This window comes from Streptomyces sp. NPDC048612 (assembly GCF_043199295.1).
In the GTDB taxonomy this organism is placed as follows: Bacteria; Actinomycetota; Actinomycetes; order Streptomycetales; family Streptomycetaceae; genus Streptomyces.
On the sequence record NZ_JBICVV010000006.1, the window covers coordinates 76,444 to 102,883 of the forward strand.

Annotated in this window: 22 protein-coding genes, 1 pseudogene and 1 riboswitch; of the genes and pseudogenes, 17 read left to right on the forward strand and 6 right to left on the reverse strand. The window is 72.1% G+C overall.

The genetic code is table 11. The features are described 5' to 3' along the window. Positions 1-64: 64 nt before the first annotated feature. A riboswitch (cobalamin riboswitch) is annotated at positions 65-226 on the forward strand. 171 nt (positions 227-397) lie between these two features. The 5 genes from ACGFN2_RS12020 to ACGFN2_RS12040 are packed head-to-tail and all read left to right on the forward strand — an operon-like array spanning position 398 to position 6,126. Next, positions 398-1,699, forward strand: coding sequence for a prenyltransferase/squalene oxidase repeat-containing protein (locus ACGFN2_RS12020; protein ID WP_393359573.1), 1,302 nt, complete (start codon positions 398-400; stop codon positions 1,697-1,699). Continuing rightward, positions 1,699-2,379 (forward strand): SCO2322 family protein, encoded by a 681-nt coding sequence (locus tag ACGFN2_RS12025; protein WP_393359575.1) that lies wholly within the window; start codon positions 1,699-1,701, stop codon positions 2,377-2,379. The genes ACGFN2_RS12020 and ACGFN2_RS12025 overlap by 1 nt, the downstream gene beginning before the upstream one ends. Next, positions 2,376-3,542, forward strand: a complete 1,167-nt coding sequence (locus ACGFN2_RS12030) for a CbiQ family ECF transporter T component (protein ID WP_362607678.1) — start codon at positions 2,376-2,378, stop codon at positions 3,540-3,542. Before ACGFN2_RS12025 ends, ACGFN2_RS12030 begins: the two co-directional genes overlap by 4 nt. Continuing rightward, complete coding sequence (locus ACGFN2_RS12035; protein ID WP_393359577.1) at positions 3,539-5,188, forward strand: ABC transporter ATP-binding protein; 1,650 nt, start codon at positions 3,539-3,541, stop codon at positions 5,186-5,188. The genes ACGFN2_RS12030 and ACGFN2_RS12035 overlap by 4 nt, the downstream gene beginning before the upstream one ends. After that, positions 5,185-6,126 (forward strand): ECF transporter S component, encoded by a 942-nt coding sequence (locus tag ACGFN2_RS12040; protein WP_393359579.1) that lies wholly within the window; start codon positions 5,185-5,187, stop codon positions 6,124-6,126. Before ACGFN2_RS12035 ends, ACGFN2_RS12040 begins: the two co-directional genes overlap by 4 nt. Positions 6,127-6,399: 273 nt before the next feature. On the opposite strand, the gene ACGFN2_RS12045 is transcribed toward ACGFN2_RS12040, so the two are convergent. Next, complete coding sequence (locus ACGFN2_RS12045) at positions 6,400-7,569, reverse strand: steroid 3-ketoacyl-CoA thiolase (RefSeq protein ID WP_362607552.1); 1,170 nt, start codon at positions 7,567-7,569, stop codon at positions 6,400-6,402. Positions 7,570-7,809: 240 nt separating this feature from the next. On the opposite strand from ACGFN2_RS12045, the gene ACGFN2_RS12050 reads away from it, so the two are divergent. The 4 genes from ACGFN2_RS12050 to ACGFN2_RS12065 all read left to right on the forward strand — a co-directional run bounded on the left by ACGFN2_RS12050 (position 7,810) and on the right by ACGFN2_RS12065 (position 11,400). Beyond that, the gene (locus ACGFN2_RS12050) at positions 7,810-9,042 is read left to right on the forward strand and encodes a cytochrome P450 (protein ID WP_362607551.1); all 1,233 of its coding nucleotides are present in this window, start codon (positions 7,810-7,812) and stop codon (positions 9,040-9,042) included. Between the two features lie 457 nt (positions 9,043-9,499). Continuing rightward, complete coding sequence (locus ACGFN2_RS12055; RefSeq protein WP_362607550.1) at positions 9,500-10,120, forward strand: DUF6230 family protein; 621 nt, start codon at positions 9,500-9,502, stop codon at positions 10,118-10,120. Next, a complete protein-coding gene (locus ACGFN2_RS12060; protein ID WP_362607548.1) occupies positions 10,111-10,521 on the forward strand; it encodes a DUF6114 domain-containing protein in 411 nt (136 codons plus the stop codon). The genes ACGFN2_RS12055 and ACGFN2_RS12060 overlap by 10 nt, the downstream gene beginning before the upstream one ends. 180 nt (positions 10,522-10,701) lie before the next feature. Beyond that, positions 10,702-11,400: a hypothetical protein gene (locus ACGFN2_RS12065; protein WP_393359582.1), complete on the forward strand. Its 699-nt coding sequence runs from the start codon at positions 10,702-10,704 to the stop codon at positions 11,398-11,400. A gap of 53 nt (positions 11,401-11,453) precedes the next feature. On the opposite strand, the gene ACGFN2_RS12070 is transcribed toward ACGFN2_RS12065, so the two are convergent. Both ACGFN2_RS12070 and ctaD read right to left on the reverse strand, forming a co-directional pair. After that, complete coding sequence (locus tag ACGFN2_RS12070; protein WP_393359584.1) at positions 11,454-11,873, reverse strand: hypothetical protein; 420 nt, start codon at positions 11,871-11,873, stop codon at positions 11,454-11,456. After that, positions 11,870-13,504: pseudogene (gene ctaD / locus ACGFN2_RS12075) on the reverse strand (cytochrome c oxidase subunit I); the annotation flags it as partial. The gene ACGFN2_RS12070 and the pseudogene ctaD, both read right to left, overlap by 4 nt. 137 nt (positions 13,505-13,641) lie before the next feature. Between ctaD and ACGFN2_RS12080 the strand changes: the two are divergent. From ACGFN2_RS12080 to ACGFN2_RS12100, 5 genes are all read left to right on the forward strand, one after another. Continuing rightward, positions 13,642-14,280 (forward strand): RNA polymerase sigma factor, encoded by a 639-nt coding sequence (locus tag ACGFN2_RS12080; protein WP_393359586.1) that lies wholly within the window; start codon positions 13,642-13,644, stop codon positions 14,278-14,280. Further along, positions 14,273-15,304: a CU044_5270 family protein gene (locus ACGFN2_RS12085; protein ID WP_393359588.1), complete on the forward strand. Its 1,032-nt coding sequence runs from the start codon at positions 14,273-14,275 to the stop codon at positions 15,302-15,304. Before ACGFN2_RS12080 ends, ACGFN2_RS12085 begins: the two co-directional genes overlap by 8 nt. A 543-nt stretch (positions 15,305-15,847) precedes the next feature. Then, positions 15,848-17,209: a glycine betaine/L-proline transporter ProP gene (proP, locus tag ACGFN2_RS12090; RefSeq protein WP_362608497.1), complete on the forward strand. Its 1,362-nt coding sequence runs from the start codon at positions 15,848-15,850 to the stop codon at positions 17,207-17,209. 193 nt (positions 17,210-17,402) lie between these two features. Further along, the gene (locus ACGFN2_RS12095) at positions 17,403-17,735 is read left to right on the forward strand and encodes an antibiotic biosynthesis monooxygenase (RefSeq protein WP_362608379.1); all 333 of its coding nucleotides are present in this window, start codon (positions 17,403-17,405) and stop codon (positions 17,733-17,735) included. A gap of 63 nt (positions 17,736-17,798) precedes the next feature. Further along, positions 17,799-18,323, forward strand: coding sequence for a GNAT family N-acetyltransferase (locus ACGFN2_RS12100; protein WP_362608381.1), 525 nt, complete (start codon positions 17,799-17,801; stop codon positions 18,321-18,323). Positions 18,324-18,369: 46 nt separating this feature from the next. On the opposite strand, the gene ACGFN2_RS12105 is transcribed toward ACGFN2_RS12100, so the two are convergent. After that, the gene (locus ACGFN2_RS12105; protein WP_362608383.1) at positions 18,370-20,448 is read right to left on the reverse strand and encodes an MFS transporter; all 2,079 of its coding nucleotides are present in this window, start codon (positions 20,446-20,448) and stop codon (positions 18,370-18,372) included. A gap of 687 nt (positions 20,449-21,135) precedes the next feature. Between ACGFN2_RS12105 and ACGFN2_RS12110 the strand changes: the two genes are divergently transcribed. Further along, a complete protein-coding gene (locus tag ACGFN2_RS12110; RefSeq protein WP_393359591.1) occupies positions 21,136-21,798 on the forward strand; it encodes an HAD-IA family hydrolase in 663 nt (220 codons plus the stop codon). A gap of 225 nt (positions 21,799-22,023) precedes the next feature. On the opposite strand, the gene ACGFN2_RS12115 is transcribed toward ACGFN2_RS12110, so the two are convergent. Together ACGFN2_RS12115 and ACGFN2_RS12120 are read right to left on the reverse strand one after the other, a co-directional pair. Further along, on the reverse strand, positions 22,024-22,605 hold the full coding sequence (locus ACGFN2_RS12115; protein WP_362608387.1) for a TMEM165/GDT1 family protein: 582 nt from the start codon (positions 22,603-22,605) through the stop codon (positions 22,024-22,026). Between the two features lie 227 nt (positions 22,606-22,832). Beyond that, positions 22,833-23,591, reverse strand: a complete 759-nt coding sequence (locus tag ACGFN2_RS12120; protein ID WP_362608389.1) for an ABC transporter permease — start codon at positions 23,589-23,591, stop codon at positions 22,833-22,835. Between the two features lie 208 nt (positions 23,592-23,799). Here ACGFN2_RS12120 and ACGFN2_RS12125 point away from each other — a divergent pair, with 208 nt between their 5' ends. Both ACGFN2_RS12125 and ACGFN2_RS12130 read left to right on the forward strand, forming a co-directional pair. Continuing rightward, positions 23,800-24,444 carry an HNH endonuclease family protein gene (locus ACGFN2_RS12125; RefSeq protein WP_362608391.1) on the forward strand — a complete coding sequence of 215 codons (645 nt, stop codon included), beginning with the start codon at positions 23,800-23,802 and terminating at the stop codon, positions 24,442-24,444. Positions 24,445-24,576: 132 nt separating this feature from the next. Further along, positions 24,577-26,301: an alkaline phosphatase D family protein gene (locus ACGFN2_RS12130; RefSeq protein ID WP_393359594.1), complete on the forward strand. Its 1,725-nt coding sequence runs from the start codon at positions 24,577-24,579 to the stop codon at positions 26,299-26,301. The last annotated feature ends 139 nt before the right edge of the window (positions 26,302-26,440 follow it).

The window sequence follows — 26,440 nt, forward strand, 5'->3', positions numbered from 1 at the left end:
CGGTCCCCGGCTCGCGCCCTCAGGTGCGGCTCGTACGTGCGAGCGAGTGCCCTGCGGGTGCCGGTTAAGGTGTGCGGGACAACTTCATCCGTACCCGATCGGGGGAAGCCGGTGGAAATCCGGCGCTGACCCGCAACCGTGAGGACGGCCCGTCCGTACCGCGCCGGCTGGACCGGCAGGGACAGCCGTACGAGCCGGAGCACCCGAGGGGGCACGACCAAGGCTCCCGCCACCGGAAACGTCCGCCACTGGGACGGCCCGGTGCGCGGCACCGTCGAGGTATACGGAGCTGAGCCCGGTGCCACCGCGCCCGTGATCCCCAGGGATCGGTGCGCGGGCGGCCGGCCGAGCGTGGCTGCGTAGATCGCCGCGACCCGACCCGAGAGGCACCGACCCGATGGCCCCCATGGCTTCCATGGCTCACCAGGCCCCCCTGACGCACCCCGTCGCCCTCCTGGCGCGCCGCGCCGCCACGGCGCTGGCCGCCGCGGTGGTGCTGGGCGCGGCCGCTGCCCCCGCCGCGTATGCCGACGCCGCCCCGTCCGCGTCCCCGAAGAAGCTGCCGGACGGCCTGTACGGCAGCAAGGACCCCCAGTACGACGGGGTCTGGCGGCAGTCGCTGGCGCTGCTGGCGCAGGACACGGTGGGGCTGCGGCCCGCGGGGTCCGCCGTGCGCTGGCTGGTCGAGCAGCAGTGCGCCGACGGCTCGTTCAGCGCCTTCCGTGCCGACCCCGGCAAGGCCTGTGACGCCAAGACCATGCGGGACACCAACCAGACGGCCGCCGCGGTGCAGGCGCTGGCCGCACTCGGCGGGCAGAGCGACACCGTGCGCAAGGCCGTGGGCTGGCTGAAGTCGGTGCAGAACGACGACGGCGGCTGGAGCTCGGTGCCCGGCTCGGCCAGCGACGCCAACTCCACGTCCGTGGTCATCGGCGCGCTCGCGGCGGCGGGCGAGAAGCCGCGGTCCGTGACGTCGAAGAAGGGCGGCAAGTCCCCTGACGACGGGCTGCTCACCTTCCAGCTGGGCTGCGACGCGAAGGAGGGCGAGCGCGGCGCGTTCACCTTCCAGCTCAAGGGCGCCGCCCCGAACGCCGACGCCACCGCGGCCGCCGCGACCGGAGCGCTCGGCAAGGGCTTCGTCGTCGCGCCCGCCGACGGCCGGGCGAACACCCCGGTCAAGCCGCTGGACTGCAAGGACGCCGGCAAGAAGACGGGCAAGGGCGACCTGTCGCAGGCCGCTGAGGGCGGCGCCGCCTATCTCGTCGCGCAGCTCGACAAGAACGGGCAGCATCTGCTGTCCGCGATGCCGGGCGCCGAGAAGCAGCCCGACGTCGGCAACACCGCGGACGCCGTGGTGGCACTGGCGGCCGGTGGCCACGGTGCCGCCGCCGCGAAGCCGCTGAAGTGGCTGGAGAAGAACGCGGCGGACTGGGCCGGGCAGAGCGGGCCCGCCGCGTACGCGCAGCTGGTGCTGGCCGCGCACGCCACCGGTACCGACCCGCGGTCCTTCGGCGGCACCGACCTGGTGGCCGCGCTCAACGCCACCGGCCCCAAGCCGGCCGCCGCACCGGCGAAGGACGACAAGGACGGTGACTCCTCGGGCGGCGGCTCCGGCATCTGGTGGATCATCGGCGTCGGTCTCGCCATCGGTGCCGGCATCGGTTTCCTGCTGAGCGGCCGGAAGAAGAACCAGCTCTGATGCGCGGCACCAGGATGGCCGCGGCGCTGCTGCTGGCCGGTACGGTCACCGGCCTGGCCGCCGGGCCCGCGCAGGCGCAGGAGTACCGCTACTGGTCGTTCTGGGACGGCAAGGGCGGCTCCTGGGCGTACGCCACCCAGGGGCCGGCCACGCTGCGGCCGGCCGACGGCGCGGTCGCGGGCTTCCGCTTCACCGTCGGCGCCGACTCCGCGGGGGCCGGAAAGCCGCGCGCGGCCGCCGACTTCGAGGCGATCTGCCACGGCACCCCGGCCAAGGACGGCCGCAAGCGGATCGGCGTCGTCCTGGACTTCGGCACCGCGGCGGAGGCGCCCGGCGGCGAGCGGCCGCCGAAGGCCAGGACGGAGTGTGCGCGGGTGCCGGAGGACGCCTCGGCGGGCGAGGCGCTGGCGGCGGTCGCCCGGCCGCTGCGCTATGACGCCAACGCCCTGCTGTGCGCCATCGCCGGCTATCCGAAGGCGGGGTGCGCGGAGTCGGTGAGCGGGTCGAAGGGCTCCGGGTCCTCGGCCGCGCCGGCGGGGGCGGCGGACCGGGACGGCGGGAGCGGCGGAGACGGCGGGAGCGGTGACGGCGGGCCGTCCGCCGGGCTGCTCGGCGGGGTCGCGGCCGTGGCCGCCCTGGGTGCGGCGGCGGTGTGGCAGGCACGCCGCCGACGCGGATGAGCGCCCCGCGGGCGACCCGCACCACCGCGCTGCACGCCGGCGCCTGGTGGCTGTGGGCGCTGGGTCTGGCCACCGCCGCGTCCCGCACCACCAACCCGCTGCTGCTGGGGCTGCTGGTGGGCGTCGCCGGGTATGTCGTCGCGGCACGCCGTACGGACGCGCCATGGGCCCGCTCGTACGGCGCGTTCGTGAAGCTCGGACTGGTCGTGATCGTCATCCGGCTGGTGTTCGCCTTCTTCCTCGGCTCGCCGGTCCCCGGTACGCACACCCTGGTCACCCTCCCCGAAGTGCCCCTGCCGGACTGGGCGAAGGGCGTCCGGATCGGCGGGCGGGTCACCGCGGAGGGCATGCTCTTCGCCCTGTACGACGGGCTGAAACTGGCCGCACTCCTCATCTGTCTGGGCGCCGCCAACGCGCTCGCCAACCCCGCCCGGCTCCTGAAGTCCCTGCCCGGTGCGCTCTACGAGGCGGGCGTCGCGGTCGTCGTCGCGATGACCTTCGCCCCGAACCTGGTCGCCGACGTCCAGCGGCTGCGGGCCGCCCGCCGGCTGCGCGGGCGTCCCGACCGCGGGTTCACCGCGCTCCTCCAGGTCGGACTGCCGGTGCTGGAGGGCGCGCTGGAGCGCTCGGTGGCGCTGGCCGCGGCCATGGACGCGCGCGGCTACGGCCGCAGCGCCCAGGTGCCGCCCGCCGTGCGCCACACCACGTCCGTGCTCACCCTCGGCGGGCTGCTCGGTGTCTGCGCGGGAACCTACGGGCTGTTGGGCGACACCGGGGGCGGCTACGGGCTGCCGCTGCTGCTCGCCGGGCTGGCGGCGGCGCTCGCCGGGCTGTGGCTCGGTGGCCGCCGGTCGGTGCGCAGCCGCTACCGGCCCGAGCGGTGGGGCGCCCGCGCCTGGCTGGTCGCGGGCTCCGGGCTGGCCGTCGCCGCCTTGATGATCTGGGCGAACGACTACGCGCCCGCCGCCCTGCATCCCCCCGCCGTCCCGCTCACCGCCCCCGTCCTTCCGCTCTGGCCGGCCGTGTCCGTACTCGTGGGACTGCTGCCCGCGTTCGTCGCCCCGCTCCCGCCGGGCGCGGACCGTGCCGGGTCCGGTGGTGCGTCCCGCGGCGGTCCCCGTGCCTCTGATGTCGTTCCCCGTACGAAGGAGCCCACCCAGTGATCCGGTTCGAGCAGGTCTCGGTCACCTACGGCGATGCCGCGGCACCCGCCGTCCACGGCGTCGACCTGACCGTTCCCGAGGGCGAACTGTGTCTGCTGGTCGGCCCGTCGGGCGTCGGCAAGTCCACCGTCCTGAACGCCGTCTGCGGTCTCGTCCCGCACTTCACCGGCGGCACGCTGCACGGCCGGGTGACCGTCGACGGGCGTGACACCCGCACCCACAAGCCGCGCGAACTGGCCGATGTCGTCGGCACCGTGGGCCAGGACCCGCTGGCGCACTTCGTCACCGACACCGTCGAGGACGAACTCGCCTACGGCATGGAGTCGCTCGGCCTCGCCCCCGAGGTGATGCGCCGCCGGGTCGAGGAGACCCTCGACCTGCTGGGGCTGGCGGAGCTGCGGGACCGGGCGATCACCACGCTCTCCGGCGGCCAGATGCAGCGGGTGGCCATCGGGTCGGTCCTGACCACCCATCCCAAGGTGCTGGTCCTCGACGAGCCGACCTCCGCGCTCGATCCGGCCGCCGCCGAGGAGGTGCTCTCCGTCCTCCAGCGGCTGGTCCATGACCTCGGCACCACGGTCCTGCTGGCCGAACACCGCCTGGAGCGCGTGGTCCAGTACGCCGACCAGGTCATCCTCCTTCCCGCGCCGGGCGCGCCCCCGGTCATGGGCACCCCCGCCGACGTCATGGCCGTCTCCCCCGTCCACCCCCCGGTCGTGGCCCTCGGACGCCTCGCCCACTGGTCTCCCCTCCCGCTCTCCGTCCGCGACGCCCGCCGCAAGGCGGCTCCGCTGCGCGAGCTGCTGACGGCCGTACCGCCCCAGGCGCCGGGGACCGGCACGGGCGGTGCGCCGGTGGCGGCGTCGGTGTCGTCACCGGCGTCGGATGCTGCCGCGGAGGTCTCGGGGCTCGGGGTGCGCCGGGGGCGGGCCGAGGTGCTGCACGGGGTGGATCTGACCGTGCGGGCCGGTGAGACGCTCGCGCTGATGGGGCGCAACGGCGCGGGCAAGTCCACCCTGCTCACCACTCTCGTCGGTATGCATGAGCCGTCGTCCGGCACCGTGCGCGTCGGTGGCGCCGTCCCGCACCGCACCCGCCCCCGGGACCTTCTGCGGCATGTCGGCCTGGTCCCCCAGGAGCCGCGTGACCTCCTCTACGCGGACACCGTCGCCGCCGAGTGCACCGCCGCCGACCAGGACGCGGACGCGCCCTCCGGCAGCTGCCGGGAGCTGGTCGCCCGGTTGCTGCCGGATGTCCCGGACTCCGTTCACCCGCGTGATCTGTCCGAGGGCCAACGGCTCGCCCTCGCCCTCGCGGTCGTGCTGACCGCCCGTCCGCCGCTGCTCCTCCTCGACGAGCCCACCCGCGGCCTGGACTACTCCGCCAAGGCCCGTCTGATCGAGGTGCTGCGCACCCTGGCCGCCGAGGGCCACGCCATCGTCCTGGCCACCCACGACGTGGAACTCGCCGCCGAACTGGCGCACCGTGTCGTCATCCTCGCCGACGGCGAGATCGTCGCCGACGGCCCCACGGACGAGGTCGTGGTCTCCTCTCCTTCCTTCGCGCCGCAGGTCGCCAAGGTCCTCGCCCCGCTCCCCTGGCTGACGGTTCCGCAGGTGGCCCGCGCCCTGGAGGCCCTCGCATGACCGTGCCCGCACCCCGTCCGGAGGGCCCCGCGCCCGTCACCGGCACCGGCCGGCCCAACTCCGGCCGCTCCGACTCCGGCCGTCCCAACTCCGGCCGCCCCGGGTCCGGTCGCCAGGCCCGTGCCGTGCGGCTCGGGCCGCGCTCCGTCGCCGCGCTGGCGCTGATCTCGGCGATCGGCGTGATGGCGTTCGGCTGGCCGCTGCTCGCCGACTCCGCCTCCGGGCTGGCCCACTCCAAGGACGCGCCCTGGCTGTTCGCCGCGCTGCTGCCGATGCTGCTGGCCGTCGTCGTGGCGACGATCGCCGACACCGGTCTGGACGCCAAGGCCATCGCGATGCTCGGCGTCCTGGCCGCGGCCGGGGCCGCGATGCGCCCGCTGGGCGCGGGGACGGCGGGGATCGAGCCGATGTTCTTCCTGATGGTGCTGGCGGGGCGGGTCCTCGGGCCCGGGTTCGGCTTCGTACTGGGTTCCGTGGCGATGTTCGCGTCGGCACTGCTGACCGGTGGTGTCGGTCCCTGGATGCCGTTCCAGATGCTGACGATGGGGTGGGTGTCGATGGGCGCCGGGCTGCTGCCGGGGCCGGACCGGCTGCGGGGCCGCGGTGAACTCACCCTGCTCGCCGCCTACGGCGCCGTGTCCGCCGTCCTCTACGGCCTGGTCATGAACCTCCAGGGCTGGCCCTACATCGGCGGCCTGGCCTCAGGGGTCTCCTTCGTCCCCGGCGATCCGCTCGACCAGAACCTCGCCCGCTACCTCGCCTACTGCCTCGCCACCTCCCTCGGCTGGGACCTCCCCCGGGCCCTGGTCACCGTGGTGCTCACCTTCGTCCTCGGGGGCACCGTCCTCAGGGCCCTGCGCCGCGCCACCCGCCGCGCGGCCTTCGACGTCCCCGCCTCTTTCACCTCTGGCGCCTCGCGAGAGACCGCCCCGGGCTGAACGGGCCCAGCCCCCTCGGTGCCGTGCCGGCGGGCGAGGGGCAGTGCGCGGGCGAGGGATGGCGGAAGTGGGAGCGGATGAGGGCGCGGGAGAGGAGATCGAGGAGGGGTGCTGTCGCGGTGCTCGGTTCGTCGTCATGTGCTTGACGGTACGGAGATCGCGAGCCGCGCAGAATGCGGATTTCCGCACAACTCAGCTGTGGTTTTCCTCAGGTCGGGAAGAAGGCCAGAAGCCCCCGGGCCGACCACTCGCCGCCCCGCCCCGTCCCGCCTCCTACAACCGCTGAATGATCGTCCCCGTCGCCAGTGCCCCGCCCGCACACATGGTGATCAGGGCGAACTCCTTGTCCCGGCGTTCGAGTTCATGGAGTGCAGTGGTGATGAGGCGGGCGCCGGTGGCGCCGACCGGGTGGCCGAGGGCGATGGCGCCGCCGTTCACGTTCACCTTCTCCAGGTCCTGCTCGAAGACCTGGGCCCAGGACAGCACGACGGAGGCGAAGGCCTCGTTGATCTCGACGAGGTCGATGTCCTTGAGGGACATACCGGCCTTGCCGAGGACCGCGCGGGTGGCGTCGACCGGGCCGTCTAGATGGAAGTGCGGATCGGCGCCGACCAGCGCCTGGGCCACGATGCGGGCCCGCGGCCTGAGCTTGAGGGCGCGGGCCATCCGCTTGGAGGCCCACATCAGCGCGGCGGCGCCGTCGGATATCTGCGAGGAGTTGCCCGCCGTGTGGACGGCGGTGGGCATCACGGGCTTGAGGCCGCCCAGCGCCTCCATGCTGGTGTCGCGCAGGCCCTCGTCGCGGTCGACCAGCCGCCACATGCCCTGGCCCGCGGCCTGTTCGTCCTCCGTGGTGGGGACCTGGACGGCGAAGGTCTCCCGTTTGAAGCGCTCCTCGGCCCACGCGGCGGCCGCCCGCTCCTGGGAGATCAGGCCGAGCGAGTCGACGTTCTCCCGGGTCAGTCCCCGGTTGCGGGCGATGCGTTCGGCCGCTTCGAACTGGTTGGGCAGGTCGACGTTCCACTCGTCGGGCCAGGGCTTGCCGGGACCGTGCTTGGAGCCGCTGCCGAGCGGCACCCGGGACATCGCCTCGACGCCGCAGCCGATGCCGATGTCGATGACCCCGCCCGCGATCATGTTGGCGACCAGGTGGTTGGCCTGCTGGGAGGACCCGCACTGACAGTCGACGGTGGTCGCGGCGGTCTCGTACGGGAGGCCCATCGCCAGCCAGGCGTTGCGTGCCGGGTTCATGGACTGTTCACCCGCGTGGGTGACAGTGCCGCCGACGATCTGCTCGACACAGTCGGGCTGGATGCCCGTACGGGCGAGGAGTTCGCGGTAGGTCTCCCCCAGGAGGTAGGCGGGATGGAGGTTGGCGAGCGCGCCGCCGCGCTTGCCGATGGGGGTGCGTACTGCTTCGACGATGACGGGTTCCGCGGCCATGACTGACTCGTCCTCTCCTCGCGTCCGCGGATGTCCCGGCACCCACGGAAGAAGAACTAGTACGCGTTCTACTTCTACGCCACAGTCTTATGAGGCACCCCCTGAGGCGCAAGGGGCATGCAACCCTTGCCCCTGACCGGAGTCGCTCTGCCCCTTGCCACTTACAGGACTCGTCATTACCTTCACCGCGACCCGTAGCTGATGAACCGTCAGATGATTCGGATGGACCAGGAGCCGCCGATGCCATGTCCCGCGCTGCCCGACGGGTTCGACTTCACCGATCCCGACGTCTACCAGTCCCGCGTCCCGCTCCCTGAGTTCGCGCAGCTGCGGCGGACCGCGCCCGTGTGGTGGAACGCCCAGCCGCACGGCATCGCCGGTTTCGACGACGACGGGTACTGGGTCGTCACCCGTCACCAGGACGTCAAAGAGGTGTCCACCAGGCCCGAGATCTTCTCGGCGCACCTCAACACCTCGATTATCCGCTTCAACGCGGCCATGACCCGTGACCAAATCGACGTACAGAAACTCATCATGCTGAACATGGACCCGCCCGAGCACACGCGGGTCCGGCAGATCGTGCAGCGCGGTTTCACCCCCCGTTCGATCCGGGCCCTGGAGGACGCGCTGCGCCACCGGGCGGAACAGATCGTCGCCGGGGCGCGCCGGAAGGGCTCGGGGGACTTCGTCACCGATGTGGCCTGCGAACTCCCCCTCCAGGCCATCGCGGAACTCATCGGCATCCCCCAGGACGACCGGGCGCGCATCTTCGACTGGTCGAACAAGATGGTCGCCTACGACGATCCCGAACTGGCCATCACCGAAGAGGTCGGCCTCAACGCGGCCACGGAGCTGATCTCGTACGCGATGAACCTCGCCGCGGTGCGCAAGGAGTGCCCGGCCAAGGACATCGTCAGCCAGCTGGTGGCGGCGGAGCACGAAGGGAACCTCGGCTCCGACGAGTTCGGCTTCTTCGTGCTGCTGCTGGCGGTGGCCGGCAACGAGACCACCCGGAACGCGATCACCCACGGGATGCACGCCTTCCTCACCCATCCCGACCAGTGGGAGCTCTTCAAGCGCGAGCGCCCCCGGACGGCGGCCGAGGAGATCGTCCGGTGGGCCACCCCGGTGGTCTCCTTCCAGCGCACCGCCACCCAGGACACCGAGCTGGCCGGGGCGAAGATCAAGAAGGGCCAGCGGGTGGGGATCTTCTACTCCTCCGCCAACAACGACCCCGAGGTGTTCGACCGTCCCGAGGTTTTCGACATCACCCGGGACCCCAACCCGCATCTGGGCTTCGGGGGCGGCGGCCCGCACTTCTGCCTCGGCAAGTCCCTCGCCGTACTGGAGATCAACCTGATCTTCGGCGCCATCGCGGACGCCATGCCGGACATCTCCCTGGCGGGCGAGCCCCGCCGGCTCCGCTCGGCCTGGCTCAACGGCGTCAAGGAACTCCAGGTGCACTACGGCTGACAGCGGCGCCGCGCTCCAGGAGCACGGCGGCGGACACGGACCGGCACACGGGCGGGACGTCCACCCCGATCGGGCGGGTGGGCGTCCCGCCGGCGCGTGGGCCCAGGGGCGGCCGCGACGCTCCGGCGCCCGCCCGTAGTGCCCGCCGACCGGCCCTCCCGGTACACGCGAAGCCGTGCCGGGGAAAGCCGGACCAGCGGTATGTCCGAAAGCATTTCCTCCGTCAACCTTGCCAGCCGTCATGGGCAGACTTACATTCAACTCGCGAGTAACACCCGGCAGTTCGCCCTCCGTGCGCACCGCCCCGCACCGCCTGCGCCCGAGCCGCACACGCTCCCCCCATACGCTCACCCCCGGCTCCGCGCGCCTTCAGCACCCTGCGCGACCCTGCGCCCACGCATTCCCCCCACAGGTTTCGACAGCGCGCTCCACCGCTCTTCGAAGGGGACATAACACCATGAAGGACGCATACGGCAGACCGGTCACGGGACGCATCAGCTGGCGGAAGTTCGCCGTGCTGTCCGTCCCGGCGCTGGCCGGCACCGCCGCTCTGGGAATCGCCCTGGCCAACGGGGCGCTGGCGGCCTCGTTCGCCGTCTCGGGACAGCAGTTCAAGGTCTCCGCCGACAGTCTCAAGGGCGACGGCTTCGCCCAGTACGGCAGTGTGGACGCGAACGCCAGGGGAGATCTCCTGCCGGTCGCCGTCACCGCCATCAAGACCGCCCGGATGAACCATCTGTGCCAGTCGGTCGTCACCCACCTGCCCGTCGTCGGCGACATCTCGCTCAACCTCAGCGCCGGTACGGGCAGTACGCCCGTCGAGGCGACCGACCTCTACGTGGACGCCACCCAGCTCTCCGGCAACGCGTCCTTCCACCAGATCGAGATCGGCCGGGACGCCTCCACGCTCGACAAGGGGCCGGACGGCGCCCAGGGCATGCAGGACCTCTTCGCCCAGCAGGCCGATGACGTCACCATCAGCAAGCTCCGGCAGACGGCCTGGGCCACCAACGCGGGGACCTTCAAGCTGTCCGGGCTGAACATGAAGATCTCCAAGGGCAAGAAGGAATGCTTCTGACCTGGCGGCGCTGGCGGAGGGGACGGCCCTTCTGGGGCGGTCTGGCGACCGTCATCGCCGGCGCCGAGATCTGCGCCATCCCTCTGGCGCCGCTGAAGATCATGCTGCAACAGGGGATCGCCGGTATCCCGTCGGTGCTGATGGGGCTGGTGATGATCGTGATGGGGCTCTCGGCCTGGTTCGCGCCGCATTACCGGGGCCTGGCCGGCGTACTCACCGTGCTCTGCGCTGCGGCCGCGCTGGTGATGTCCAACCTCGGCGGCTTTCTGATCGGCACCGTCATCGGGATTCTCGGCGGCTCGATGATCTTTGCCTGGCAGCCGACCGCACCCGAAGCCCCCGAGGAGCCCGGAGCCGCCGCCACACCGGGCGGCAGCACGCCCGCACCCTGCGAGTCCTAGGCGCCCGCGCCCGCCCGCCGACCGCTGCCCCTGCCCGCTGCCCGCTACGCCCGTTCCGGCTGTCCCCTGTCCGCCCGTACACGCCACCCCACACCTCACGCGCGTACGGGGCGGACCGCTGCCCGCAGCACGCCCGCCGCACCGCTCCTCCGGCACCTCACCCCTCAGAAGGAGACCACGATGACGACGACCACGCGCCCCGCCCGCCGTACGCCCCGTCAGCGCGTCCTGCGCACCGCCGGAACCGGGGCCGTCGCGGCCCTCGGCCTGGCCCTCGCCATGACGAGCCCCGCGACGGCGCAGCCGGCGGGAACGCCGTCCGCCGCGGCGTCCACCACGGTGAGCCCCGCGGGGCACCACTTCACCGCCACGCTCAGCGGCAAGGCCACCTTCAAGGCCGGTGTCGTGACCGTCACCTGTACGACCTCGGTGTCCAGCGGTCAGGTCCCGGCCGCGCCCGGCAACCACAACCCGGCCGGTCCGGTGAGCAGTTCGACCACCCCGGCGACCTACAGCTCCTGCACGACGAGCATGCCGGGCGTCAGCGCGACCGTCACCACGACCGGCACCTGGGGCGTGGCCATGCAGAACGGGGCGCCGGTGACCGCCGGGCTGACCATCCCGACCGGCGGGTTCGTGCTCAAGACCAGCGGGCTGGCGTCCTGCACGGTGACCGCGGCCCCCACGTCGGCGGCGACGGTGAACGGCAGCTGGACCAACGGCGCGCCCTCCACCCTCGCCTTCACCAACGCGTCGGTGCCGGTGAAGGTGGTGGGCGGGTTCGGCTGCCCGACCAGTGCGACCACCTCGACGTTCAACGCCACCTACACCGTCCGGGACACCACCGATCCCACGTCCCAGATCACCGTCACCGGCTGAGCGGCGCCCGCGCCACGGGTGACGGCCGTGCCAGGTGCGCGGGCGTCACCCGGTCAGCGTGCGCTCATGCCGGCGGCCGCCATGGCCGCCAGCACCGCCACGGCCACCGTGCCGGCCAGGAACGCGGTGAGCAGCCGTCGGCGCAGCACCCGGTAGACGCCCTGGTATTCGGTCCGCAAGGAGGCGCTGCGGTGGGCGATGCGCTCCAGATAGGCCCGCGAGGTCTCGTGCTGGTCCTGGCAGTAACGCAGTTCGACCTCCCGCCGCTGGCTGTCGGTGAGCCAGGGCAGGCCGTCGCAGAAGGCTTTGGCGCGGGTGCGCGCCCGGTCCTTCTCCGCCTCCAGGAGGAGAAACCCCTCGATCTCGTTGACGGCCCGGTCCAGCTGCATTTCCGCGGCCCTGCGCAGGTCCCCGCCGGTCACCGTTCCCCCGGTATTCCGCATACCGTGGCCCATCCGCGTTCCCTCGCTCATGTGCGCGCTCCGATTCCCGGTGCGGCGGTCTCCTCGGCATCCGGCAGGGCAGCGATTCCGTGGGCGATCTCCGGGTGGTGCAGGTCGAACGCCGGGGATTCGGAGCGAATGCGGGGCAGGGCGCGGAAGTTGTGCCGGGGCGGCGGGCAGGACGTCGCCCATTCCAGCGAGCGGCCGTAGCCCCAGGGGTCGTCGGCCTCCACTTTTTCGCCGTACTTCGCGGTCTTCCAGACGTTGTAGAGGAACGGCAGGAGGGAGAGCCCGAGAAGGAAGGAGAAAATGCTGGAGACGGTGTTCAGGGTGGTGAATCCGTCGGCGGCGAGATAGTCGGGGATACGCCGCATCATGCCTTCCGCGCCGAGCCAGTGCTGGACGAGGAACGTGCCGTGGAAGCCGATGAACAGCGTCCAGAACGTGATCTTGCCGAGCCGCTCGTCCAGCATCTTGCCGGTGAACTTCGGCCACCAGAAATGGAAACCGGAGAACATCGCGAAGACGACGGTGCCGAAGACGACGTAGTGGAAGTGCGCCACCACGAAGTACGAGTCGGAGATGTGGAAATCCATCGGCGGCGAGGCCAGGATGACACCGGTCAGACCACCGAAGACGAAGGTGATCAGGAAGCCGATCGCCCACAGCATCGGCGTCTCGAAGGACAGCGAGCCCTTCCACATCGTGCCGATCCAGTTGAAGAACTTCACACCGGTCGGCACCGCGATCAGGAACGTCATGAAGGAGAAGAACGGCAACAGCACGCCGCCCGTCACATACATGTGGTGCGCCCACACCGTGACCGAGAGACCGGCGATCGAGATCGTCGCCGCGATCAGACCGATGTAACCGAACATCGGCTTCCGGGAGAACACCGGAATGACCTCGGAAATGATGCCGAAGAACGGCAGCGCGATGATGTACACCTCGGGATGGCCGAAGAACCAGAAGAGGTGCTGCCACAACAGGGCACCGCCGTTGGCGGCATCGAAGACATGCGCACCGAACTTCCGGTCCGCCTCCAGCGCGAACAGCGCCGCCGCCAGCACCGGGAACGCCAGCAGCACCAGCACACCGGTCAGCAGCACGTTCCAGGTGAAGATCGGCATCCGGAACATCGTCATGCCAGGCGCCCGCATGCAGATGATCGTCGTGATGAAGTTGACCGAACCGAGAATCGTGCCGAATCCCGAAAAGGCCAGGCCCATGATCCACATATCGCCGCCGATTCCCGGGGAATGCACCGAGTCGGAGAGCGGCGCATAGGCGAACCAGCCGAAATCGGCGGCCCCCTGAGGCGTCAGAAACCCGCCGACCGCGATCAGCGAGCCGAAGAGATAGAGCCAGTACGCGAGCATGTTCAGCCGGGGAAAGGCGACATCGGGCGCGCCGATCTGCAGCGGCATGATCCAGTTCGCGAATCCGGCGAACAGCGGCGTCGCGAACATCAGCAGCATGATCGTGCCGTGCATCGTGAACGCCTGGTTGAACTGCTCGTTCGACATGATCTGGTGGCCGGGACGGGCCAGTTCGGCGCGCATCACCAAGGCCATCAGTCCGCCGAGGCAGAAGAAGGCGAAGGCGGTGACCAGGTAGAGCGTGCCGATCGTCTTGTGGTCGGTGGTCGTCAGCCACCTCACGGGAAACTTCATGTCCGGTAGGTGTCCGCAGCCGCCGCGATCTTCACTGCCCGCGCGCCGAAAGGCCCGCCAAGGGGGGTGGCAAGTCTCACCCGAGAGGGTGTGAAGATCGGGGCCATGCCGGACACCAAGGGTTCATGAGCACGGACGACGCCTTCGCCGAGGCCTATCGCGCGCACTACTGGGCGGTCAGCCGCTTCGTGGCGCGGCGGCTGGACGGGCAGGCACACGAGGTCGAGGAAGTGGTGGCGGAGGTCTTCTCCATAGCCTGGAGACGCCGCGCCGAGCTTCCCGGGGCGCCGCTGCCCTGGCTGTACGGGGTGGCCCGGAACTGCCTGGCCAACACGGTGCGGGGGATGGGCCGTTACCGGCGGCTGCTGCACCGGCTCGGCAACCACGAGGCGGCGCACCGCCAGCAGACCGTGGACAGTCCGGACGCCGAGCGGCCCGGCTCCTGGGTGCACGAGGCGCTGGCCCGGCTCTCCGCCGCCGACCAGGAGGTGCTGCGGCTGACCGCCTGGGAGGAACTGACCGTCGAGGAGCTGGCGGTGACCCTCGGGTGCGGCCAGAGCGCGGCGGCCATGCGACTGCACCGGGCGCGCGGCCGGCTGCGCACCCAGATCGAGCGGATGCGTCCGCGCGGCACCGCCCCCTCCGACGCGCCTCCCCCACGGCCCGACGCACCCCCTTCGCCGCCGGTGCCCCGCCCGGCCGCTCCCCGTCCCCTCTCCCCCCAGCCCGTCACGACCCGCGCGGGAGGCCGCAGCCATGACTGAGGAACTGGAGCTGCTGCGCCAGGCCGACCCCGTCTCCGCCGACGAGGGGCCCTGGCGCGACCGCCCGCTGACCGCGCGGGCCGAGGCCGGGCTGGCGGCGCTGACGTCCGGTGCCGCACCGCCCGGCCGTCCGCGCCCGGTGCGCCGGCGCCGTCTGCTGATGGGCCTGGCCGCCGCGTCGTCGGCCGCGGCCGCCGCCCTAGTACTCACCTTCTCCGGCGCCACCACCAGCCCGGCCGTCGCCGCGCCCGCCGCCCTCCCGGTACGCGCCGGTGCGCCGTCCGTCTCACTGGACGTGCTCGCCCGCAGGGCCGAGGCCAAGGCGCGGGCGGCGAGTGCCCAGGACGGGCCGCGACGGGGCAGCCACCTGCAGAGCTGGTACATGAGCATGGAGTCGGGTCCGGACGCCGCGCCCCCCGTGACCGTGCCCGAGGAACGCATCACCAGCTGGAACGACGACGGCAGCGGCTCAGAACTGGTGGTGGCCACCGACCCGCGGCACCCGGGCCGTCCGGTGATCCACGACGACGACGGCGAGTGGCAGACCGTGAGCGACGGCAAGGTCCTGCACCGCAAGACCTACCCGGCGGGCTCGGAGGCCCTGCACAGCGGGCTGGCCGGCCGTACGAGGCCCGCGACGGACGCCGGGGCGCTGCGCGAACAGCTGTCGTGGCTGTACAGCGGGGCGGGCGGCACCCGTACGACGCCGGAGCTTCTGTCGGCGCTGTCCTCGTTCCGCCAGGAGTGGACGCCGGGGCCGCGGGAGACGGCCGCCGTCGTCCGGATGCTGGCCGGGGCGGACGGTCTGCGGCAGGCGGGGGTGGTCACCGACCGGCTGGGCCGGCGCGGGCAGGCGTATGTGTACGACGGTCCGGACGGCGCGACGAACTCCACCCGCCAGATGGTGATCCTCGATCCGCGGACCGGTGATCTCCTCGGCCTGGAGATCACCTTCACCAGGGACGAGCCGGAGTTCAGGATCAAGTCGGGGGAGGTCATGTCGTACGAGGCGTGGATGCCGTGAGGTGACGGCGGGCCGGGACGCCGGACCGGGCCGCTCCCGAGTGGCGGGGCGACCGGTCATGGCTGATCCTTGAGGGACGCGACGATCCACCTCGGCGCGGCGGTGCAGTGCGTCCGCCGCGCCGTTCCGCTGCCCGGCCGTCCACCCTCCGGCGCGTGGCACACCTCACAACCGGCCGATGGTTGCGGCAGAACTTCGCGATATGGATCACAGCGCGAGGTGCCACGAAGTCTTTCGCGAAAAGACGTTTGCCCAGCCAGGAGGGGGTATACGGCCGACTGCGCGGTCGTCCGCGCACTGTCCGTGATGATCCGGTCTGCCCCTATGGTCGACCTTTGCCCGTCGCGTCATGACGGGCCGTGCCCGCCTCCCACGGCGGGCGATGTCATGTTGTCGTCCAAGAGAGCGCAGGCGAGCGAGCACGTGCCGACGCAGTCCCCCGTCGCACCCGGTCATGATCATCCCGTCGGCAGTCGTGCCGACGCCGCATCCGGCCCCTCACAGGACCACGCGGCGGATTCCGCGCAGCACGCGCCGGCCGAGGTGACCGTCGTCGATCCCGCGATGGTCAAACGCGCGGTGTCGGCCGCGGCGCTCGGCAACGCGATGGAGTGGTTCGACTTCGGCGTGTACAGCTACATCGCGGTCACCCTCGGACATGTCTTCTTCCCGTCCGGGAACCCGACCGCGCAGTTGCTGTCGACGTTCGGGGCGTTCGCGGCGGCGTTCCTGGTACGTCCCATCGGCGGCATGGTTTTCGGGCCGCTGGGTGACCGGATCGGCCGTCAGAAGATCCTCGCGATCACCATGATCATGATGGCGGCGGGCACCTTCGCCATCGGCCTGATCCCGTCCTACGCCTCCATCGGCGTCGGCGCACCGATCCTGCTGCTCGTCGCCCGCCTGGTACAGGGCTTCTCCACCGGTGGCGAATACGGCGGCGCCTCCACCTTCATCGCCGAGTACGCGCCGGACAAGAAGCGCGGATTCCTGGGCAGCTGGCTGGAGTTCGGCACCCTGGCCGGTTACGTCGGCGGCGCCGGCCTGGTCACGCTGATGACCGCGCTGCTGTCCACCGAGGACCTCACCTCCTGGGGCTGGCGCATCCCGTTCCTGATCGCCGGACCGATGGGCATCATCGGCCTCTACCTGCGGATGCGGCTGGAGGAGACCCCGGCCTTCGCGCAGCTGGAGAAGGAGGCGCGGACGAAGGAGAAGGCGCGCCGCGAGGCCGAGAAGCGGATCGGCATCCGCGAGATGATCTTCGGTCAGTGGCGGGCGCTGCTGCTGTGCGTCGGGCTGGTCCTGGTCTTCAACGTCACGGACTACATGCTGCTGTCCTACATGCCGAGCTACCTGACCTCGGAGCTGAAGTACGACGAGACGCACGGGCTGCTGGTCGTGCTGGCGGTGATGGTCCTGATGATGGCCGTCCAGCCGTTCGCGGGCCGGCTCACCGACCGCTTCGGCCGCCGCCCCATCATCGGCGCGGGCTGCCTCGGCTTCCTGCTGCTGTCCGTCCCGGCGCTGCTGCTGATCCGGCAGGGTTCGCTGGCCGCCATCGCCCTGGGCATGGCCGCGCTGGGGCTGCTGCTGGTCACCTTCACCGCGGCGATGCCGTCCACACTGCCCGCGCTGTTCCCGACCAAGGTGCGCTACGGCTCGCTGTCGATCGGCTTCAACGTCTCCGTGTCGCTCTTCGGCGGTACGACGCCGCTGGTGGTCACCGCCCTGATCGGCGCGACCGGCAACAAGATGATGCCCGCCTACTACATGATGGCGGCGGCCGTGATCGGCGGTATCGCCGTCCTGCTGATGTCAGAGAGCGCCCGCAAGCCGCTCCCCGGCTCCCCGCCGGCCGTCGAGACCGAGGCCGAGGCGAAGGAGCTGCGGCGCGCGGCATGACGCGGAGCGGCGCGGCGGTCTGACCCACGCACCGCCCGCACCCGGACTCCCCGAGGGCCCGGCCGGACACTTCCGGCCGGGCCCTCGGCATGCCTGCCGGTCAGCGGCCTCCAGGAGCGCCGCGCAACCTCAACGGCCGCGGCTCCGGGCCCTGGACTGCGCCCCTCCGGCACCGTGCGGCACGATGGTCGACATGAGCATCGTGAAGATCAATGTACTGACCGTCCCCACCGAGCAGCGCGAGGTCCTGGAGAAGCGCTTCGCGGCGCGGGCCGGGACCGTGGACTCCTCGGACGGCTTCGAATGGTTCGAGCTGCTCCGCCCCGTAGAGGGCACCGACCAGTACCTCGTCTACACCCGGTGGCGGGACGAGGAGTCGTTCCAGGCCTGGATGGAGGGGCCGATGAAGGCCGCGCACCAGCAGGGCGGCGGCGCCGGGGGCGGGGAGCGGCCCAAGCCCGCGGCGTCCGGTTCCACGCTGTGGTCCTTCGAGGTGGTCCAGCAGGCCGCGCCGAAGCAGGGCTGACCGACGGCGGCGGCACCCGAAATGCGTTGCGCGGCCCGCCGGACCGGCCGCGACAATGGCGCCATGAGTGACGCCGCCACCCTCCGTCTCCCCTGGGCCGTCGCCGCCGAGCCGGCCGGTTCGGCGGCTGCCGCAGCGCTGCTGCGCGAGTACTACACCGAGGTCGCCGACCGCTACTTCGCGCTTCACGAGAACCGCCGCGCCACACCGCAGGAGATCGCGGAGGGCGTGGCGGAGTACCCCAGCGCCGAGCTGGCGCCGCCGGGCGGTGTGCTGCTGGTGGCGCGTTACGGCGGTGAGGTGGCGGGCTGTGCCGGGGTGCGGTTACTGGACGCGCGCACCGCGGAGCTGAAGCAGATGTTCGTGCGGGCCGCCGTGCGCGGGCGGGGCGGTGCGGGCGTGCTGCTGTCGGCCGCCGAGGAGGCCGCGGTGCGGCTCGGCGCCGGGTGGCTGCGGCTCGACACCCGGCGGGACCTGGTGGAGGCCGTCGCGCTCTACCGGCGGCACGGCTTCGGGGAGATCGAGCGCTATCACGACGATCCGTACGCGGAGGTCTTCTTCGAGAAGCGGCTGACCGGGGGCCGTTGACCGCCGGGGGCCGCCTCCTCCGGCCCCACCGCCCCGCGCGCCGTGCTCACTTCGCCAGGTCCGGCGGCTGCGGCGTGGGCGGATGGGTGCGGGGCAGCGGCCGCCGGGCGTCGCCGTTGTGCGGCTCCTCCGCGTCCGAGCCGCACAGCTCCGCCGTCAGCTCGTGGACGAGTTCGGTGAGGTCGGTGGGCCGGTCCCGGGTCCACCAGTCGCCCAGCATCTCCGCGAGCGACTGCTGACGGGCCGCCGAGAGCCGCGCCGCGGTGTCCCGTCCGCGGTCGGTGAGCAGCAGCAACAGCCCGTCGCGGGTGGCGAGTCCGCGTACCTCGATCTGGCGGACGCCCTCGGAGATCACTCCCAGCGGCACGGTGCTGCGTTCGGCGAGCAGCCCCGGTTCCACCGAGCCGTAGCGGTGGATGCGCAGGATCAGCCAGGCGGCGGCCGGTTTGAGGTCCAGTCCGGCCCCCGCGACGATCTTCTCGTAGATGTGTCTGCGGCCTTCCCGGCTGCCGAGGATGGACAGGGCGCGGGCGACCTCGTCGCGGGAGGACCGTTCGACGGGGTTGGAGGAGAGCACCTCGCTGGTGTCGGGCGCGGTGACGCTGCTACGCAGCGGCTCCTCCCTGAGGAACCAGGCCAGCGCGAAGGCCACCAGGACGACGGGGACGGCGTAGAGGAAGACGTCGGTGATGGAGACGGCGTAGGCGTCGAGGACGGCGGTGCGCTGTCCGGGCGGCAGCCGGTCGACGGTCCGCGGGTCCTCGGCGATCCGGGCGGGGTCGATACCGGGCGGCAGTCGCTGTCCGGCGAGGGCGTCGGCGATCCGGGGGCCGAGGTGGCCGGCGAAGACCGTGCCGAAGAGGGAGACGCCGAACGAGCCGCCGATGGAGCGGAAGAACGTGGCGCCGGAGGTGGCCACGCCCAGGTCCTGGTAGGGCACCGCGTTCTGCACGATGAGCACCAGCACCTGCATCACCAGGCCGAGCCCGAAGCCGAAGACGAAGAAGCAGGCGCTCATCTCGGCGAGGCCGCTGGAGCGGTCGAGATGGTGCAACAGCAGCAGCCCGAGCGCCACGACACCGGTGCCGGCGATCGGGAAGACCTTGTAGTGGCCGGTGCGGCTGACGATCTGCCCGGAGCCGGTGGAGGCCAGCAGCATGCCGAACACCATCGGCAGCATGTGCACCCCGGACACGGTCGGACTGACGCCCTGTACGACCTGCAGGAACGTCGGCAGATAGGTCATCGACCCGAACATCGCGAAGCCGACGACGAAGCCGATGACGGCGGTGAGCGAGAAGGTGCGCAGCCGGAACAGGCGCAGCGGCAGCACGGGTTCGGCGGCCCGGCGCTCGATGAACAGGAAGGCGCCCAGCAGGACGACACCGAGCGCGCCGCACCCCACGACCTGCCAGGAGGCCCACGGGTAGGTGACGCCGCCGAACGAGGTCATCAGCACGAAGCAGGCGGCCACCGCGGCGATCGTGGCGGTGCCCAGGTAGTCGATCCGGTGCGGGGTGCGGCGGCGCGGGATGTGCAGCACGGCGGCGATGACGGCGAGCGCGACGATGCCGACGGGAACGTTGATGTAGAAGACCCAGCGCCAGCTGAGGTGGTCCACGAACAGCCCACCGAGCAGCGGGCCGAGGACACTGCTGGCGCCGAAGACGCCACCGAACAGACCCTGGTACCTGCCCCGTTCGCGGGGCGGCACGATGTCGCCGACGATCGCCATGGACAGCACGATCAGCCCGCCGCCACCCAGCCCCTGGAGGGCCCGGAAGGCGATCAGCTCACCCATGTTCTGCGCGATGCCGCACAGCACCGAGCCGATCAGGAAGATCACGATGGCGGTCTGGAAGAGCTTCTTGCGGCCGTACAGGTCACCGAGCTTGCCCCACAGGGGCGTCGCGGCCGTCGAGGCCAGGAGGTAGGCGGTGACGACCCAGGAGAGGTGGTTGAGGCCGCCGAGGTCACTGACGATGGTGGGCAGCGCGGTGGCGACGATGGTCTGGTCGAGTGCGGCGATGAGCAGGCCGAGCAGCAGCGCGCCGATCGCGACGAGGACCGTCCGCCGGGACCGGTCCTCGCCGGGGACGGGCGGCGCACCGGTGTCCTGCGCCATGAGCCTCTCCTCCGTTCCGGAGCGTCCCGTGCGGTGCCGGGCCCGGGTCGTCCCGTACGGAGCCGGGCCGTCCGTCCCGTCCCCGGGCCGCCGCCGGCCACGCTGCCGTTGTGCCCCTCCTTCGGACTTCTTCCATCCTGGGCGGTTCCACCGGATATGGCCCGCCGAGTGGTGCGCCCCGGCAGGGGCCTCGGGGCATGCCGGGGCGGATGTCGTCGCGCGCCCGCGGGGACCGGGCGACGTCTGGACAATCCCTGCCGGTTCGATGCCCCCGGGGAGGGCAACACCCGTGACGGCACAGCCCTGTCCGCACTGCCGCGCCCCCGTACGCGGCGACGGCCGGCCCGGCTGCCTGTGCGTGGCGGCCGAGGCGGACGACTTTGATCCGCTGCACGTTCGGCCGTACGTGTCACTGCCCGACGGGGACGGGGAGGAGCCCGACGGCACCGGCTCCGGCGGGCGCGAGCGGCTGGAGGACTCGCCCGGGCGTCCCCGGAGTCCCGGACGGAGGAGCCCTGAGCGCGGCCGGCGGGGCTCTGACCAGGCTGGTTGTCGTCAGGCGCCACGTTTTGTATCGTGAAGAAACAAAGTGGTTCCGCCCGCACTCCCTGACCGGCGGGCGGGACCGCTCTGTTTCTTCCGGGGTGCCCTGCGCACCGTCCGTCCGTAGCGCCCAGGAGCCCGCCGATGACGGCCGTCACCACGCTCACCGCCCGCGCCCTGCTGCTGGACATGGACAGCACGCTGGTGAACTCCGAGGCCGTCGTCGAGCGCTGCTGGCGCCGCTGGGCCGCCGAACACGGGCTGGACGGCGACGAGATCCTCCAGGTCGTGCACGGCCGGCAGGGCTGGGCCACCATGGCCGCGCTGCTCCCGGAGCGCCCGGTGGAGCTCAACCTCGCGGACAACCGCCGGATGCTGGCGCAGGAGACCGCCGACATGGACGGCGTGGTGCCGGTCCCCGGCGCACCCGCCTTCCTGGCCGCTCTCGCCGCCCTCCCGCACGCCCTGGTGACCTCCGCGGACGTCGCGCTCTCCGACGCCCGGATGGGCGCGGCCGGGCTGCCGATGCCGGAGGTGCGGATCACGGCGGAGAGCGTGAGCGCCAGCAAGCCCGACCCGGAGGGCTTCCTCAAGGGCGCCGCCGAGCTGGGCTTCGCCCCCGAGGACTGCCTGGTGTTCGAGGACTCCGAGGCGGGCATAGAAGCGGGCCGGGCGGCCGGGATGCGGGTGGTCGGCGTCGGTGACCGGGCCGCCGCGTTCGCGCCCACCGTGCAGGTCCCCGACCTCACCCGGGTCCGCGTCGAGGCGCTGGCGGACGGCGGCATCGCGGTCCACATCGAGGGCTGAGCACCGCACCCGCACCGCACGGCCCGAAGGAGCCGCGCCCCACGGGCCCCGAAGGAGCCGCGCGTCCCACGGACCCGAAGGGACCGCACCGCACACCCCGAACGGGCCGCACCACACACCCCGAACGGGCCGCACCGCACGCCCCCGAAGGGACCGCGCCGCACCCTTCCTCCCCTCTCCACCCGCCCACCCCCCGAAGGGGGGTGGGCGGCGGGGAAAAAACTGCTACCCCGCGATCGCCTCGTACAGGCTGAAGCCCGCCAGCAGCAGCATCACGCCCGCCGCGATCTTGGTGATGAGCCGGAGCGGCACGTACTTCATCAGCGTGCGGCCGCCCACGATGCCCAGGCCGGCCACCGCCCACAGCGCCAGGACGGCGCCGACGCCGACCGAGAGCGGGTCGTCGTAACGGGCCGCGAGGTTGGCGGTCATGATCTGGGTCAGATCGCCGAACTCGGCGACCAGGATCATCATGAAGCCCGCCCCGGAGACCTTCCAGAAACTCTGGTCGGCGGGCTTGCGCACCTCTTCCTCGTCGTCCCCCTTCCGGAACAGCAGCACGGCGGCGCCCGCCAGGAAGAGGACCCCGACCACGCCCTGTACCAGGCGGTGCGGGAGCAGGGTCAGCACGCTGCCCGCGGCGATGGCCAGGGCGACATGCACCAGGAAGGCGGCGGCGACACCGGCGAAGACATAGGAGGCGCGGTAGCGGGTACCGAGCATCAGCCCGGCGAGGGCGGTCTTGTCGGGCAGTTCGGCGAGGAAGACGACGCCGAAGACGACGGCGGCGACGGTGAAGCTGAACACGGGGTGGGATACCTCGATCGGTCGGGCCGCACCAAAGGGGCCCGGGAAAGGGGTCGCTTCGGCACGGCAGCGTCAGACACTGCGGCCGAAGGTCTCGCTGGCGCCGTACGACTACGTACTGCGCTCCGGGCGCCGGCTCGCCACGTCGTCACAGCGCGCGGAACGCGCTCCACCGGGGGTGGTGGTCGGGCGACGGGAGGGCATTATGTCGACGGTCCGGCAGAGAGCTACTCCCCTTCTGCTGCCGTCAAGGGTACGCGGTGCAGCCTTCCGCGCGCGACCAGCTCCAGCACCACCGCACAGGCCGTCGCCTGCACCGCCAGCAGGGCCACCAGCACGAACAGCTGCACCGCACCGGCCTGTACGGGCGAGGCCCCGCCCAGCAACATGCCGACGAACGCGCCGGGGAGTGTGACCAACCCCACGGTCCGGGTCTGGTCCAGCCCCGGCAGCAGCGCGTCCGACGCGGCCGGGCGGGCGACCTCCATCCGTGCGTCGCGGTCCGGCAGCCCCAGCGCGAGGCCCGCCTCGAACTCGCCGCGCCGGGTCTCCAGCTCGTCCAGCGCCCGCCGCCCGCCCAGCACGGTGGCGGTCAGCGCGCCGCCGATCAGGATGCCGGTGACGGGGATCAGGGTGAGGCCGCGTGGGGGCACCAGGCCGGTGAGCAGCAGCAGCCCGACGACCGGGACGACCGCGACGGCGATCGGTGCGGCGGCCCACCACCAGCTGCGGTTCTGCGTGATCCGGCGCCCTGCGGTCCGTACCGCCACCGCGAACATCAGCAGGAGGAAGCCCAGCAGCCGGGGCAGGGCGTGCACCACCCAGCCGATGAGGTAGGAGACGGCCGCGAGTTGGGCGGCGGCGCGCAGCCCGGCGACGGCGACGGCCCGGGAGTGGCCGAGGCGGGCCAGTGCGACGACGGCCACGGCGGCGGCCAGGAGGACGGCGAGGACGACCCCGAGAGTGGCGTTGACCGGCAGCAGCACGCGCTCACTGTAGGGGCGCCCGGGGCGCGGACACGTCCGGAGCGCCACAACCGGAGCGCCGTTGTGCATTTATGGCGCCCCGTCAGCCCTTGAACTGACGTGGGCATGTCGTCACTCTGTTACCTGGTGCCCATCTCACGGAAACCCCACAGCGACACCATGAGCCGTGCACCGCACGTCAACTTCCCCCCACATCACGGGAGTTTCGATGAAAAAGGTCTACGCGCGTCGAGTTTCCGTCGCCGCGGGTTCGGCCGCGGCCCTGGTCTGCACACTGGCGCTCAGCGGCCAGTCCGCCCAGGCGGCACCGCCCAGCCCGCCGGACGCCGCCACCGCCCGCAAGTACCTCGCCGAGATCAAGGAACAGGCCGAGGGCCCGCAGGACGGCTACAGCCGTGACAAGTTCCCGCACTGGATCGACCAGGGCAAGGAGTGCAACACCCGCGAGGTGGTGCTCAAGCGTGACGGCACGGACGTGAAGCAGGACGGCAGCTGCGCGGCGGTCAGCGGCAAGTGGGTCTCGGCCTACGACGGCAAGACCTGGACCGAGCCTGCCGACCTCGACATCGACCACGTCATCCCGCTGTCCGAGGCCTGGAAGTCGGGCGCCGCGAAGTGGACCACCGAGCGCCGCAAGGACCTGGCCAACGACCTCACCCACTCCCAGCTGATCGCCGTCACCGACAACCTCAACCAGGAGAAGGGCGACAAGGACCCGGCGAAGTGGCTGCCGCCGAAGACCTCGTACCAGTGCGAGTACGCCCGGATGTGGGTGTCGGTGAAGCATGAGTACGGCATGACCGCCGACTCTGCCGAGAAGGCCGCGCTGAAGAAGATCCTCGACGGCTGCTGAGCCCCGCTCCCCCGGGCCGCCGCCCCGCGCCCGCCGGCCGGAACCCCGCCGTCCGGCGGGCGCGCCGTCACCCCACCCCCCGTCGCGCCCGTTGTGCTCCTATCCTCTGACCACGACGAGGGGAGGCACCCGATGACCGGACTGCGCCTGGGGCCGCTGCTGCGGTATGCCGACGCGGACAGCGCGACGGTGTGGGTGGAGACCGACCGGCCGTGCGTGGTGCACGTCCGCTGCGAGGACGGCGCGGCCGGCGCACAGCACACCTGGCAGGTCGCCGGGCACCACTACGCGCTGGTCCCGGTGACCGGTCTGACGCCCGGCAGCGAGACGGCCTACCGGGTCCTGCTCGACGACGAGCAGGAGGTCTGGCCGCTGCCGGGCAGCCGCTTCCCCGCGAGCACCATCCGCACCCTCCCCGCCTCCCCGCAGGAGCCGCTGCAGTTCGCCTTCGGCTCCTGCCGCTGGTCCGCGACGCCCTCGAAAGCGGCGCACGACCCGGTCGGCCCGGACGCCCTGGACACCCTCGCGGCCACCCTGGCCGCCGGCTCCGGGCGGCGGCGCCCCGACGTACTGCTCCTGCTGGGCGACCAGGTCTACGCCGACCAGACCTCGGAGGCGACCGCGCAGGTGCTGGCCGGCCGCCGCGACCTCACCGAGCCGCCGTGGAAGCAGGTCGCCGACTTCGAGGAGTACACCTACCTCTACTACGAGTCCTGGCTCGACCCCGAGGTCCGCTGGCTGCTGTCCACGGTCCCCAGCTGCATGATCTTCGACGACCACGACGTCATCGACGACTGGAACACCTCGGCGTCCTGGCTGGCCCGGATGCGCGCGACCCCCTGGTGGCGTGAGCGGATACTCGGCGGTCTGATGTCGTACTGGGTGCACCAGCACCTGGGCAATCTCTCGCCCGCCGAACTGGCCGCCGACGAGCTGTACGCGCGGGTGCGGTCGGTACCGGACGCCACGGACCTGGTGCGGGAGTTCGCGGCCCACGCGGACAACGAGCCGGCGCACGCCCGCTGGAGCTACCGCCGCGACTTCGGCCGGGTGCGGCTGGTCATGATCGACACCCGGGCCACCCGCGTCCTGGACGAGGGCCGTCGCGCGATGCTCGACAAGACGGAGGGCGAATGGCTGCGGCATGCGGTGCTGGACGGCCGCGACGGCTACGACCATCTGCTGCTCGGCAGTTCGCTGCCCTGGCTGCTGCCGCATCTCATCCATGCCGGGGAGGGCTGGAACGCCGCGCTGTGCGCCGGTGAACGGGGCCCGCGCTGGGCCCGCCGCAGCGAGTTCCTGCGCCAGCGCGCCGACCTGGAGCACTGGGCGGCGTTCCCCGGCTCGTTCACCGCGCTCACCGAGCTGATCGCCGAGGCCGGGTCCGGTGACCGGGCCCCGGCGACGGTCTGTGTGCTGTCCGGGGACGTGCACCACGCGTACGTCGCCGAGCCGCACTGGCGCGGCGCCGGTCCACACCCCGCGAGCCGGGTGCTCCAGCTGACCTGCTCCCCCGTCCACAACAGCATTCCCGGCTCGCTGCGGGGCGGTTTCCGCTTCGGCTGGAGCCGGTCCGGCCGGTGGCTGGGCAAGCTGCTGGCGCGGCACGGGCGGCTGCCCCGGCCGGCGGTGAAGTGGCGGCGCACGGGCGGTCCCTGGTTCGGCAACCAGCTGATGACGCTGACGCTGGCGGGCCGTGCGGCGCGGCTCGCCCTGGACCAGACCCGCCGGGAGAAGCACGGCGGCGTCCGGCTCGTCACGGTCTGGCGTGCGGCGTTGACCGATGCACGGGTTGGCGGGGAAAGCGGTGGTAAGGGCGGTCCGGCAGCGGACCCCGGACGGACCGCGTCCGGCTGAGGCGGGCGCCCCGGCACCCGTGAACCTCCGGACGGGCAGCGGAAGCCAGGATTCCGATCTGCGGTTTCCAGCGTATTTTTTGCGCACCCGGGTGCTCCACGACCGGGCCGGGCGGTGATGATGGGGCGCACCTTCGTCG